This window comes from Dyadobacter alkalitolerans DSM 23607 (assembly GCF_000428845.1).
In the GTDB taxonomy this organism is placed as follows: domain Bacteria; phylum Bacteroidota; class Bacteroidia; order Cytophagales; family Spirosomataceae; genus Dyadobacter; species Dyadobacter alkalitolerans.
This window is the reverse complement of the sequence record NZ_AUAS01000002.1, coordinates 207,268-220,472: the sequence shown is the minus strand read 5'-3', so window position 1 is coordinate 220,472 and position 13,205 is coordinate 207,268. Positions and strand designations below refer to the sequence as shown.

Sequence of the window (13,205 nt, the reverse complement as noted above, 5' to 3'; positions counted from 1 at the left end):
CACATTACCGGCCGAACCTCAGACCTGCTGAAACACCCACCCGGTAAGGCTGGTAATAAAACGGATCGCCTGATCCGGTGAATTTCACCGGACTGAATTCTGCATAGGGGCCAATGTGCAGGGAAGTTTTTCTGTTAATCGGGAATTGCTTGCCGATGCCCGCATTCACCCAGCCAATGCTTTGCTTCCTGATCATACCATACGAATATTCCAGTCCTGCGGACGCATAATATTTGCCCACCGAAGCATTTCCCCATTGCACCTGCTTGCTGACGCCAACCCCTAAAAGACTAAATTGATTCTCCTGACTAACCCGCGTTCCCTGTCGTATCACGACAAATTTACCCTGGTCCACCGGGTGTACAACATAGTCATTACCAGCAATTTCGTATGAATAGGATTGCTGAAAACGGCTATAATGCAGCATAAACTGGAAACCTTTTTTCTCTGCACCTACACTGACTTTATATCCCAGGGAACGAAGAGAAAATGTAGAAGGGAACTCGAAATTCTGGAAACTCTGGCCACCAGCCGGCACTGTCAGGATCTGGTAAGATTGCAGCACAGCCGCATTCACAAGCCAGTTAAAATGGCCTCTTTGATAACGAACAACAGGTTTAACATCAGCCTTTGGAATATCAATATGTGGTAAGCTGGAATGATCGGTTGAAAATTTATATGATTGATTATCAAGTATATCAGCAGTAATGTCAATGGCTTCACCAGCAGCCGGTTTCACGACAGACTGTGCTTTTTCAGAGTTGACAATAATGTCTGATTCAACATCTTCAACATCGCTTTCATCGAAGTTTGGCATTTCGTGCAGCTGTGATTTTAAAGACTTATCGTTCAACTCACCTTTCGAACCAGCCAAACTGTTTTGATCAACATGATCTGAATTCTTAAACGTTGCCTTTGATAAATGAATAACCTGACTTGCCACAACCGCCTTTTTTGAAATTCCCCGTTTCAAGAAAGCGGACTCCTTAACCGATGATTCTGCGGCAGACAATGCCGCGGCAGACGATCCCGCGGCGGGCGATCCCGGACTGGAATTTTTTAGGTCAGCTGCATGCACGAGGGTTAGTTTCTCAGCTCTGTTCTTTAAGAAATGTTGGTCTGTAATGATGCCGGTAACGGCTATGCCGACAAACAACAGGCTGAAAAACAGATATTTCCACTGCGGAATAGGTTTGATATTGGCGCGAATTTTCTCAAATGCAGACGGGTCAGGCGCGTTTTCAAAATTGTCGAATTTGCGTTTAAGGGCTGACCGCAGTGCCTCATTGAGTTTGTTCTCAGAAGTTTTCATGATGCACGATCCCTTTAAGTTCTAATTTTTTTAACAGCAAATTACGCCCCCTCATAAACTGTGACCGCGAAGTCGCGTCGGGAATGGAGAGTAATTCGCCAATTTCAGCATGTGTATAGCCGTCGATCAGGTGCAGGTTTATAATGGTCCTGTATTTGTCGGGCAGCTCGTTGATGATGGCAAGCAAATCTTCCACATTTAACTGGTCAACAATTTTTTCATAATCGTCGGATTCCAGCTGAATATCCATATTGTGAATAGAACCATTTAGGTCCTGTTGCTTCGTGGTGCGATGATAATAATTAATCGCCGTCCTGACGACCGTTACTTTAACCCAGCTATCCACCGATTCCGGGTCCTTCAAATCCTGAATGTTATTGAAAATCTTAATAAATGCTTCCTGAAAAATATCTTCTGCTTCCATTTTTGTCCTCGCATAACGCTGGCAAACACCCGTTAACCGGCCTTTGTATCGCTCATAGAATGCAGTCTGCGCACCCGGATCCTGCTTTTGACAAGCTTTCACCAAGGAGGTCAGGGTACTGAATTTCTTTGAGAGAAAAAACTTCATAAAGTCCGGAACATGAGCACGTTGTGAGTAAATTTATTACGATATAGTCAATTTTATTGAAAATAAATAAAGTACATTTTGTTAACCAGTTTGCCATCCTTGTCAAACTGCAAATCACAAAAATCGAAAGTGGTATTATTGAGATATCGGATCCAGTAGCATTTCTCTCCCCGGTACTCCGCCATCCACTGCATGCCGGCGATCGGCTGGCTGGAAAATTCGGCTAGTTCTTTCGAAGAGTCCAGATATTGCTGCATTGCCTCAGGCAGTTTATCATAATTGGGAGGTCCATTAAGATCTTCCGGCTCATTGAATGCCCTGCTAAACCATTGTAAATCACCCTCGTCGTTGAATATAAAAGTTGCGTACGTTTTCACCCCCGCCTTGTCAAAACTGACCTGCACCTCGTAAGACTTTTGATAACTCATATCAACTTGCAGTTCCAAACCTTCGTATTTGATCTGTGGATCAGCATTAATGAAGTCTTGTGCTTTTTTGGGCAGCGTGCTCATGTCATGATATGAAATCCAGTAAAGGGTTTCCCCAAAAGCCGCACCCGCAACCCTATTATCAACATACACCCAGTTAAAACTATAGTCACTCCCATGCAGGTTATATATCAGCCTGTTATATTCATTCGGAGCAACCGCTCCGATCATGTCCCGGTTCGCACTAAACGTTCCTCCCCGGAAGGCACTTTTCTCCACCAGCGCCAACATTTTTGGAGGTGCATTTTCTGCACTAAAACGATACGTCTCCCAAATTTTCGTGCTGTCTGCAAGCGATACATACTTATTGGCGCCTTCATCGAATTTTGCCTCCCAAACCAGCTTTTCAACCAGCGGTTTAAACACCAGGTTTTCTGCATTCGGATACCACTGTTTCACTTGTGCGATCACTTTCGAAGGCACTGGTTCCGGTTCAAGTGGCTCCAACTGGTTCACTTGGTTACAGGAAACAACGGAAAGCAAACAAATGACGCACAATAAAAAAACTCTCATACGAACTAAAATCTTATGTATTCAAACCCATAGACACCATATCAAAATCAAAGCGTTGCGTTAAATCGAAATATATTTTTTTAAAAAAATCTCAATAAAAATGCAACGTATTAAAAGATGTTTCGTGTCTTTAATTTAAGCATTAATATTAGTTTTTCTTTCACCTTTATTGCCGCGTATATATTCATAGGTTGAGCTAAAATATAGCTTTAACCATGTCTTTTTTGTTTCCTTCGTGATATCCACGGATGTCAACCATGAAACCTATTGGCCATATATTAAATTCCCTTCCGTTATGATCAATTATGTCACTTCAAAACCAAAAGTCATTTCATTTGTATCCGGCTATAATTTTATTCTAAATCGAAAGAAAGTTTATAAGCCATCTAAAAATGTAGCATCTTCTCATAATTTTAAAACTGTCGACAGTGCTAATTTTACCAATGTTTTAATCGTTCTGTCATTTATTTATCTAATATTACCAGTCATTATTTTTATAAATGGCTACTTAAAATTGGAGCTCGCTATCTTATTGAACGCGTTAATTTGTTTTTCTCTTTATAGATCTTTCTCGAAAACAGTTCAATTCAATCAAGTTTTGAAGTCAGTCCGTCATGCTTATTACTATGCGTTGAATCATCGCAAAGCCTTGATTTTTCTGGCAACATTAACTTTTGTATGGCTCCTGTTTTCAAGCATTGGCGGCATTGGTTACCGGAATTTCGACTCGGGAATCAGGAGCTCGTTGCTGTGGCATTTGACTGTGGATCCATGGCCGGTTTGGTTTACGCCTGCATACATGGGGGAGCGGTTCGGGTATGCTACGGACAAGCCGTACGTCTATTATTTTGCTTATTATCTACCTGCTGCACTTGTAGGGAAGGTTTTCGGATGGAAGGCCGCAAATCTGGCTTTGTTTGCCTTCTCCTATTCCGGCACATTGCTTTCTCTGTTACTCGTCGCATTTTCCCAAGCGCACAAGAGCCTGCGAGGCATGTTTTGCATCTTTATCAGCATATGTTTCTTCGGCGGCTTCGACTACGTTGCAAATCTGCTTTTCCATATGACCGAAGACCGTGCTGAGACTTGGCTGACACCATTCTTTTATTTTTCAAATATGTGCAATCTATATTGGTCCCCACAACATTGTATTCCTGCGTGGATTATGATTGCCATTTTATTAAATCGAAGATATATTAATCCCACTCTCAATCAGATTCTGCCCATTGCTGTGGTGTCACTTATTCTCTGGTCGCCATTGTGCTTGCTGGGATTAGTGCCTTTTTTTATCCCTCATTTTTTCAATCATTGGAAGCAGTATCTTTCTTTTACGTTGATTAACCTTTCTGCATTTATTTTATTCTGTGTGCTGATCTTATTTATATTATCTAATGATTTTTCATTTCCAATTCACTTCTCCATTCTGGTTTTTGATGATTTTTCGAAAAGATATCTGCTATTTATTTTGGTTGAATTTATTTTTATTTTGCCCATCATACATTACAGAATCAATCATTTGAGCACTGACGAGACACGAATTATTTTCACTGCTATATTTTCTTTAACTCTTATTCCATTTATTATTCTTGGCACCTGGAATGATTGGGCTATTAAGGTTTGCATGCCTTCCATATTTATTCTCAGTATTTTCGTAGGAAAGCAATTTGTTTCATTGGTAAAATCTAAAAGCAGATTGCTTTACTGCGCTGGCTTCTTGTTTTTCCTCGCTTCTTTAACCGCAGCCGAAGAGCTTATTTTCAGCGCGACGCACTATGAGATTAGTTTCAGGTTCCCGCCAGAAATTCGCGATTTCGGGCCGGGATACATTGTGAGTCAGCAATTGGGGAAGGCGGATAGTTACTTCTTTAAATATCTTGCGAAAGGCCAGTAAGTCAGCGGATTATCTTATGCTGTTATGCACCCAGTGCATAGGTTCATTCAAGCGGAATGGCTGGCTCTTTTTGCGCAAAAGAATGTGCAGCGAATCATTGCCGCTTTTCGCGTAAAGGAGCATTCGCGAGCTGTCCGGTTCTTTATAATGCAATGTGAAGTTGCGGGTTGAGTCCTTGTATTGCATTTCAAATGTCTTTTTTGCAGTGTCCGCTTTGTAAGTAAAATACTCCCGTCCATAGCGCATCAGCGGGCTGTCCGCAGGCTGACGTTTGATGCTGCCGCCATTCCATTTTTCAAAAATCACATTATCCCAGCGGGTTGTGTCCGCAAGAAGCGTTAGCGGCTTTTTGTTAACCTCAAATGCTTCCACATCGAAAAATCCCTCGGTAACAGTAGGTTTGTCCAGGGACATATAGCCACCTCTTCCGTATGCCAGGATCATCGCACCAAAAGCCGTGGTGCGCCGCGAGAGCATGAGCAATCCACCGAGCACTTCGCAAATGCCTGAAAATATCTCGTAGGAGGGAGAGGAGCCAATAAAAAGCCACGCAAAACGCATTGACGTGAATTCGCCAAGCGGCGTGGCAAGCTGACTAATACTGGGTTCCGGCATCTGCATCGGGAAAATTTTGATAAACCCGTAAGTAAACATGCTCATTGCCAGCTGGTAACGTACAATCACTTGCAGCCACGTGTACAGTGCATTATACTCCCGTCTTCGTGCATCCACAAGCGACCAGATCGCGGTCCCGATAAAGGAAATGAACAGCATGATCCCATTCCAGGTCCAGTCATCAATCGTATCGCCGCTGCCGTTAGGCGTAATCTTAATATCGATGTGCAGGATATGTTTTTTCACCAGCTGAATCAGCCAATCCGCCGCGCCCCAGTGCAGGTCGTTGAAAAAACTAAGTAAGTCGCCGGTGAAGGGCATGCTGGACGGCCAGGTCCAGGGAGCAATGTAGAGCAGAAAAAAAATAAAGAAAAAACGGAATGCAACTTTTTCTTCCCATTTCCAGTAACGTTCAGTAAGCGTAGCGGAGGCGTCCATATAATTGATCAGGCGTAGTTTTCTTCATTTCTATCATTATAAAAAGCGTTTCACAGAGGTTCTGGAAAACGATTACGTGTGCTAATATGGATATTTTTTGGAAAAACTTTACTTTGTTAACGCATTGTCATTTATTATTTTACAACCCTACTGGACGAGTCCTATGGTCAAAGGTCAAATGTTGTGGAGCGCAATGTTGGTGGGCATTTTCAACCTGTTACTTGTCGGTGAAAGTGCAGGTTCAAATCATGTTTTTGGTAAAGAATTGACGGAAGTCAAAGGTACCGTCAGGGACATTAATGGTGTTGCGGTTTCTAATGCAGCGGTCTTTATCAAAGAATCCGTCCTGGGAACCGTTACCAATGTGAAGGGCTATTTTGAGATCGCCGCCGTTCCTGAAAACAGCGTGATGCTTATCAGTCATCCTGATTTTGAGCCGGTTGAAATGCATGTGAGGAAATCGGGAAAAGATTATGAAATTGTTTTGAAAGGTAAGCCGGGGTGGGTTAGCCAGGCGGCGAAGGCGGAAGTCACTGCTAAAAAGCCGCTTGATAACCATGAAAATTCGGGCAGTGGGTTAGCGTTGGAAAGGTGGCCGCGTTTTCCGGGAGGGACCAAAGAACTGGTCAAATTTCTTGCGCACCACATGCGTTACCCGGCAGAGGCAGTTGCTGCGGGTGTTGAAGGACAGGCTTCGGTCTCATTTTTTTTGGACGAAAAGGGGAACATCAGCAGCCCGGTTATCGTGAACGGGCCGGGGTGGGGGATTGACGAAGAAGCTGTTCGGCTGGTTCAGCATATGCCGCAATGGACGCCAGCCAGGCAAAATGGAAAAGCCGTTGCGGTGCGCTACACCATTGTCATCCCTTTTGATCTGGAAGTGGAGAAGCTGCCGATCCATATCCGGGAAAAATTACCGGATTTTTTCAACCGGAAAAGCCGCCTTACAGTCAACAAGCCTACATTCAAGAGCGGCACCGAATTCAAGGCGTTCTTTGACAAATCATTAAACCTCTCTCAAAAGGAGCCGCCGAAAACGGAGCTGTATCGATATAATATGATCGCACGACCTGTTTTGATGCCCCTGCCCGCCATTGATTTGAAATACAAAAAATAAGCGTGGCCGAAATCAGCCACGCTTATCACAACACATTTATTAGTCACACAAAGTTTCTGGCTTTGTACGATCAGGGGTGAAGTGAACTTTCGAACATTTTGGCCAGTACAACCGGATCGCTGATCTCACTTTCCGGCGAGTTGGCGAACACCGCAACTTGCACGCTGCCGAAGTCGATCACCATTGTTTCGCAGTTTTTACCATTGCCTCTTTTCCAGTAATAAGCGCCCTTGGATCCGTTCAGCTTGCCGTCAAATCCGACGAGCTTGTTTTTCATCGCAGATACGGATTCCATTTTTATCACCTTAAATGTCTTAACTGCATATTGCAGCTTTGCAAATTGGGAAGCGCTGATATACAGGCCCGTAGCACCACCATTAATCAGGTTATCTTCCTTCAACAAGCCGGGTTCTGAGCCGGATCTGGACGGATATCCCTTCGTTGCTTTTTCTGCGCTAAGTGGCCCTGTCGGAGACCAGGCTCGCCATTCTATTTTGTCTGCATGTTCCAGTCCGGCTGCGCCAAAAACATAGGTCCTCACAAAATTTCCATAAATCGAGGTCGCTACGTAATAGACACTCGAATTCGTTGGTTGAGAATTTAGTGTATTCAACAGTCCGCTATCGCCTTGTTTGGCTAACTCTTTGGCATGTACGTACGGTAGGATCAATGCCAGCAGCTCATAATTTGCATCGGAATACTGGTAGGCCTTTTCATTGAAAATGGTTGTGTTTATCGGACCTTCAACTGTTTTTTCCAGGTCATTCAGATTGGCATAATCGATCAATCCAGTGCGGTGTGCAAGTAGCCGTTCGAATGTCAGCGCTTTAAAGCTTGCACTTGGCACCCAGCCCTTGGGCAAATAATTGTGCACGGTGTGCCCGAGCGTTAAGTTATATTTTTCCAAAACCCGCATGACGGCCACCGCTGTTACATATTGCGTAGTGGCAACAATTTCCTGCCTAGCATTGGCGCCATGAAATTCGAAGTTTGACTCGATCTTCTTTCTGGCGTAGCCGTCCCCACCATTGTTCACGTAAAATTCTTTCCCGTCTTTAATGATGGAATAGCCAAATCCCGCAACCTTATCTTCCAGATACGTTTCAATGCGATTTGCAAATGCCACCTCGTCAAATTTGGTAGGCACACCTAGTTTAGCCGACTCGTCCGAACCGTCCAGCTCGAATTTTTCGTTTTCGGACAGGATTTCTTGATCCTTGCAACTTGTTGAGAATAAGACCGCGCCGAGCATTAAGCCACAGCTAACTGTTTTGAGCAAGTGATTTTTCATTGGATTTGAGTAGTTACCTTTTTAAATGATTGATGTGAATATTTGATGGCAACAAAGGTATCGTAGCAGGGAGAGCCGAACTTTTAAGGGTTCATTAAAAAGTATAAAAAAATATAAAATAGGTGACAGTATTTTTTCCTCGGGACAGGATCCTGGGAACGGTTATTTTACATACCCGCTTTGAAACTGTGTGTGGAACGGATTACACTAAAAATGAATAACAGTATATTACTTATCGACGATGATCCGGATGATCATGATATATTTGAATTTGCATTGGAAATGGCTTTCCCAAAAGCCACTTGTGAGCACTCATTCAACTGTCAGGATGCGGTTAACAAAATAAAGGAAAGGCGTTTTCCATTGCCTGATAATATTTTTCTTGACTTCAACATGCCGAGGATGGAGCTTCCCAAATGCCTGTTTGCAATCAATGAGGCACTGGGCGTAAACCATGTGGATATTGTTATTCTAACCGGTCTGAAAGCGGCTGACCTTCCCAACTATCAATCTTTCGGTGTGATGAAGGTAATTTCTAAGCCAAGCACTATTGAATCGTTGGCGGGCGAAATCAAAGATGTGATGGGTTACAAGGCCAGTGCATGACGTTGCCGACAGCCCTTTATCTTTTATTTACAAAATATATTTGCAGAGTGATAATTTACATCTAATTTACGTAGAAATAGTTGTAAATTGATTGTGACCCTGCATGCATAAAACCTTTACGCTCCTCTTTTCTCTTCTTTACTTATTTACCCCTTCGTTCGCTCAGCATAAGCAGGCAATATTCCGACATTTAACGACCGGAAACGGCTTATCTCAAAACAATGTGACCTGCATTGTGAAAGACAGGCGCGGTTTCATGTGGTTTGGCACCCAGGACGGACTGAATAAGTTTGATGGTTACAAATTCACAGTTTACAGGAATGACCCCCGTAACCCACAGAGCATCAGCCACAATTATATTCATACCATATTTGAAGATAAACAGGGCAGGCTCTGGATCGGCACGGACGATGGAGGGCTGAGCCGGTTTGACAATGAACAGGAAACTTTCACAAATTATCTGCACAAAGCGGGGAATAACAACACCGTCAGCCACAATAAGGTGCATGCCATTGATCAGGACAAGGCCGGAAATCTCTGGCTGGGCACCATAGGAGGCGGCGTAAGCGTCTTTAATCCGGAAAAAAACACATTTCAAAATTATTCAAATAGTCCTCGCGTTGCCGGCACTTTGAGCCACAATGTGGTGAGCGACATTACGGTAGACCGGAAGGGGACCGTTTGGATATCCACCAGCGGAGGAGGACTCAACCGTTTTGATGCGGCTGCAAAAAGGTTTGTCATTTATAAAAACGATCCTCAAAATCCGGCATCCCTTAGTAGCAATGATCTGAATGAGGTTCTGGAAGATTCCCGCGGCAGAATTTGGGTGGCCAGTGAAGGCGGAGGTCTTAATCTTTTGAATGCGGACGGAAAAACGTTCACCATTTTCCGGCACGATGATCAGCAGTCGACAGGACTTTCTCATAACGATGTCATCTCTCTGGAAGAAGACAAAAACCGCCGACTTTGGGTAGGAACCAGGAACGGGGGCATTAATGTGTTGCAGGAAAACAACCAATTTGCCCATTATACATATGACAAAAATGATGCGAGCGGGCTAAATAATGGATCTATATACAGCATGTTTTGCGATCCACTGGGCACCATGTGGGTCGGCACTTACAGCGGCGGGATTAATGTAATGGACCGGGAACCATTGAAATTTGGCCTGTTGAAAACGAATATTAACGATCCGAAAAGTCTGAATAATGATAACGTACTGACTGTTATTGAAGACAATGAGGGAAAGATCTGGGCAGGGACAGATGGAGGAGGAGTGAACGTGGTGAACCTTAAAACCAACCATACTACTTATTTAACGCACAATCCTAAAAACGAAAGCAGCATTGCCAGTAACTATGCAATCGCCATTTGCGAGGACGCTGATGGAAACATATGGGTGGGAAATTACAAGGGCGGTTTGAGTTTGTATGATAAGAAAAGCAATGCATTTAAGAATTTAAACCAAAGTGAAAATCCGGCTTCTACAATTTATGCCAATGTTCATGTGATGATCAATGATGAAAGCGAGCATTGCATGTGGATCGGGACGTCGAGAGGTTTGCTGAAATACGATAGGACTTCGGGGAACGTAGCGCAATTCCGGGCGGACGCCAATGTTCGGGGCTCTATCAGCAGCGACATGATTCTCTCGTTAATGGTGGATTCCGCTGGGAATCTCTGGGTAGGAACCGAGGGAAGCGGGCTGAACCGTTACAATAAGAAAACCAACCAGTTTACCAGATTCACATCGGATCCTGCACAAATCACAAGCTTGTCCAATAACCAGGTCAATGCCATTTATGAGGATAGAAACGGACACATTTGGGTTGCGACCAGTGGCGGTCTCAATTTGTTAGACAAAAAAACGAACACTTTTAAGCATTATCAGCGATCGGATGGCTTGCCTAATAATGTCGTTCAGGCAATCACCGAGGACGACCGGGGCTTGCTCTGGATAAGTTCTAATAAAGGCCTTTCCAGGTTTAATCCAAAAACTGGTGAATTCCGCAACTTCGATTTCAGTGATGGCTTGCAGCAGGGTTCTTTTAACCGTCTTTCCCTGTTTAAAAACAAAGAAGGAGTCATATATATCGGAGGGCAATATGGGCTCAATTTTTTCCATCCCGACAGCATTAAATACAATGCATACGTCCCACCCGTCTTTATCACTGATTTTCAGATTTTCAATCAACCCATCAAAAACCAGGAGGAGGGATCGCCTTTAAAAAATCACATCAGCGCAGCCAAAGAAATTACCGTTTCCTACGCGCAGTCCATGCTTTCCTTTGAGTTTACCGCGCTGAATTACACACTTTCTGAAAAGAACCAGTATGCTTACCAACTCGTCGGTTTTGACAAGGACTGGATTTACAGCGGGACGAACAGAAAAGCGACTTACACCAATCTCGATCCTGGTAAATATGTCTTCAAAGTAAAAGCTTCCAATAATGATGGAGTCTGGAACGAGCAGGGAACAAGCGTTGTCCTGCACGTTACGCCACCATTCTGGAAAACGCTCTGGTTCCGCACATTGGCGGTTTTGTTGGCAGCGGGCCTCATTTACTGGTTCTACCGCTGGCGGATCGGCGCTATGAAAAAGCAAAAGGATTTGTTGCAAAAGCAGGTTGAAGAACGCACCGTTGAGGTGATCCGGCAAAAGCACGAACTTGAACTGCAATCCGCGGACCTGCAAACAATGAATTCCCGTTTGCAGAATCAGAACGAAAGAGAACTGGTGGCAAGGCAGGAAGCGGAAAAAGCGAACATGGCCAAAAGCGTGTTTCTGGCAACGATGAGCCATGAGATTCGCACGCCTATGAATGGGGTGATTGGTATGGCGTTGCTGCTAGCGCAAACGCCTATGAATGAGGAACAAACTGAATATACCGACACCATTATCAAATGTGGCGACAGCCTGCTCATGGTAATCAATGATATCCTGGATTTCTCGAAGATCGAATCGGGAAATATGGAGCTGGAACACATTAGTTTCAATCTTCGCGATTGTATTGAGGCGGTTTTGGATATATTTTCTTCCAAAGCGGCGGTGATTGGTCTGGACCTTGTTTACCAGATCAGTCCACAGGTGCCCAACCAGATCATTGGCGACAGCCAGCGGTTGCGGCAGATCCTGATCAACCTTGTCGGAAATGCGATCAAGTTCACGCATGAGGGTGAAATTTTGGTGATTGTAAAACTGGTTAAGTATGTCAGTGATGACGAACTGGAAATCAGCTTTCAGGTTCAAGATACGGGCATAGGCATCCCGGCAGATAAGCTGGACCGCCTGTTTGTCGCCTTCTCACAGGTCGATTCGTCCCATACGCGCAAGTACGGAGGCACGGGGCTCGGGCTGGTGATCAGTCAGCGCCTCGTGGAACTGATGGGCGGAACAATCAGCGTCGACAGCGAGCCTGGCAAGGGAACCAGCTTTCATTTCTCTATCCAGGCAAAGGTCAGCCATGAATCCCAGCGGCAATATGTGCATTTTAACACTTCTGAAAATGATGGCAAAGCCGTCCTGGTCATTGATGATAATGAGACCAATCTGCGGATTTTCCAAGCACAAATGGAGCAATGGAAACTGGTGCCCACGCTTGCGTCATCGGGAAAACAGGCGCTCGAAATTCTGGATAGCGGCATGAAGTTCGACCTGATCATTACGGATCAGCAAATGCCTGAAATGGATGGCGTTACACTGGCCGGGATCATTAAGCGGCGCTTCCCAGCATTGCCTCTTTTCCTGCTCAGCTCGGTAGGCGACGAAAAACGCCATACTTTTAAAGATCTATTCGCCGCTATTCTGACCAAACCGGTTAAGCATCAGCAGCTTGGGCAGTTGATCCAGATGGAGCTGAAAAATCAGGGCGACTCGGCCAAGCTGGTTTTACCTGCGGTGCAATCGCCACTCTCGGAGGCATTTGCTATTCAGTATCCGCTGCACATTCTGATTGCTGAGGATAATCAGATTAATGAGAAACTGTTTGTCAAAATACTCGGAAAACTGGGTTACAGCCCGATCGTTACCCGCGACGGCGCTGAGGTGGTCGCCAAAACCTTTACCAGAAAATTCGACGTTGTTTTCATGGACGTTCAGATGCCCGAAATCGATGGTCTGGAAGCCACGCGCCTGATCCGCAAACAGGAGATCGAGCAACCTTACATCATTGCCATGACCGCCAACGCTATGAAGGAAGACCGCGAAGAATGCATCGCCGCCGGCATGGACGATTACATTTCCAAACCCCTGCGCTACGACGACATTACATCATCTTTAAAGAGGGCATATATGGCTTGTATTTCGGCTGGATAGAAGTGCTTGAAAGCATTCTGTTACGACCAGGTTACGATTTTTCAT

Annotated in this window: 9 protein-coding genes; 4 read left to right on the top strand and 5 right to left on the bottom strand. The window is 44.5% G+C overall.

Annotated features, from left to right (window positions below; genetic code table 11):
- Nucleotides 1–4: 4 nt before the first annotated feature.
- From G395_RS0104060 to G395_RS0104050, 3 genes are all read right to left on the bottom strand, one after another.
- A complete protein-coding gene (locus G395_RS0104060; protein ID WP_026628909.1) occupies nt 5–1,312 on the bottom strand; it encodes a hypothetical protein in 1,308 nt (435 codons plus the stop codon).
- A complete protein-coding gene (locus G395_RS0104055) occupies nt 1,299–1,838 on the bottom strand; it encodes an RNA polymerase sigma factor (RefSeq protein WP_310588841.1) in 540 nt (179 codons plus the stop codon). The genes G395_RS0104060 and G395_RS0104055 overlap by 14 nt, the downstream gene beginning before the upstream one ends.
- A 98-nt stretch (nt 1,839–1,936) precedes the next feature.
- A complete protein-coding gene (locus tag G395_RS0104050) occupies nt 1,937–2,884 on the bottom strand; it encodes a hypothetical protein (RefSeq protein WP_026628907.1) in 948 nt (315 codons plus the stop codon).
- 598 nt (nt 2,885–3,482) lie between these two features.
- Between G395_RS0104050 and G395_RS0104045 the strand changes: the two genes are divergently transcribed.
- On the top strand, nt 3,483–4,775 hold the full coding sequence (locus tag G395_RS0104045; protein ID WP_157486534.1) for a hypothetical protein: 1,293 nt from the start codon (nt 3,483–3,485) through the stop codon (nt 4,773–4,775).
- A 9-nt stretch (nt 4,776–4,784) separates the two neighbouring features.
- Here G395_RS0104045 and G395_RS0104040 read toward each other — a convergent pair whose 3' ends face one another.
- Nucleotides 4,785–5,828: a hypothetical protein gene (locus G395_RS0104040; RefSeq protein ID WP_026628905.1), complete on the bottom strand. Its 1,044-nt coding sequence runs from the start codon at nt 5,826–5,828 to the stop codon at nt 4,785–4,787.
- Between the two features lie 97 nt (nt 5,829–5,925).
- Here G395_RS0104040 and G395_RS28470 point away from each other — a divergent pair, with 97 nt between their 5' ends.
- Nucleotides 5,926–6,945 (top strand): TonB family protein, encoded by a 1,020-nt coding sequence (locus G395_RS28470; RefSeq protein WP_157486532.1) that lies wholly within the window; start codon nt 5,926–5,928, stop codon nt 6,943–6,945.
- Nucleotides 6,946–7,015: 70 nt separating this feature from the next.
- On the opposite strand, the gene G395_RS0104030 is transcribed toward G395_RS28470, so the two are convergent.
- On the bottom strand, nt 7,016–8,236 hold the full coding sequence (locus G395_RS0104030) for a serine hydrolase (protein WP_026628904.1): 1,221 nt from the start codon (nt 8,234–8,236) through the stop codon (nt 7,016–7,018).
- A gap of 213 nt (nt 8,237–8,449) precedes the next feature.
- Between G395_RS0104030 and G395_RS30940 the strand changes: the two genes are divergently transcribed.
- Both G395_RS30940 and G395_RS28460 read left to right on the top strand, forming a co-directional pair.
- Entirely contained in the window at nt 8,450–8,842 is a 393-nt protein-coding gene (locus G395_RS30940; RefSeq protein WP_051349966.1) for a response regulator, read from the top strand.
- A gap of 103 nt (nt 8,843–8,945) precedes the next feature.
- The gene (locus tag G395_RS28460) at nt 8,946–13,160 is read left to right on the top strand and encodes a hybrid sensor histidine kinase/response regulator (RefSeq protein ID WP_051349965.1); all 4,215 of its coding nucleotides are present in this window, start codon (nt 8,946–8,948) and stop codon (nt 13,158–13,160) included.
- Nucleotides 13,161–13,205 lie beyond the last annotated feature (45 nt).

Excerpts from the sequence above, each read along its gene's own strand:
- G395_RS0104030 (WP_026628904.1), bottom strand. The coding sequence starts at position 8,236 with ATGAAAAATCACTTGCTCAAAACAGTTAGCTGTGGCTTAATGCTCGGC.
- G395_RS0104050 (WP_026628907.1), bottom strand. The coding sequence starts at position 2,884 with ATGAGAGTTTTTTTATTGTGCGTCATTTGTTTGCTTTCCGTTGTTTCC.
- G395_RS30940 (WP_051349966.1), top strand. The coding sequence starts at position 8,450 with ATGAATAACAGTATATTACTTATCGACGATGATCCGGATGATCATGAT.
- G395_RS0104060 (WP_026628909.1), bottom strand. The coding sequence starts at position 1,312 with ATGAAAACTTCTGAGAACAAACTCAATGAGGCACTGCGGTCAGCCCTT.
- G395_RS28460 (WP_051349965.1), top strand. The coding sequence starts at position 8,946 with ATGCATAAAACCTTTACGCTCCTCTTTTCTCTTCTTTACTTATTTACC.
- G395_RS0104040 (WP_026628905.1), bottom strand. The coding sequence starts at position 5,828 with ATGGACGCCTCCGCTACGCTTACTGAACGTTACTGGAAATGGGAAGAA.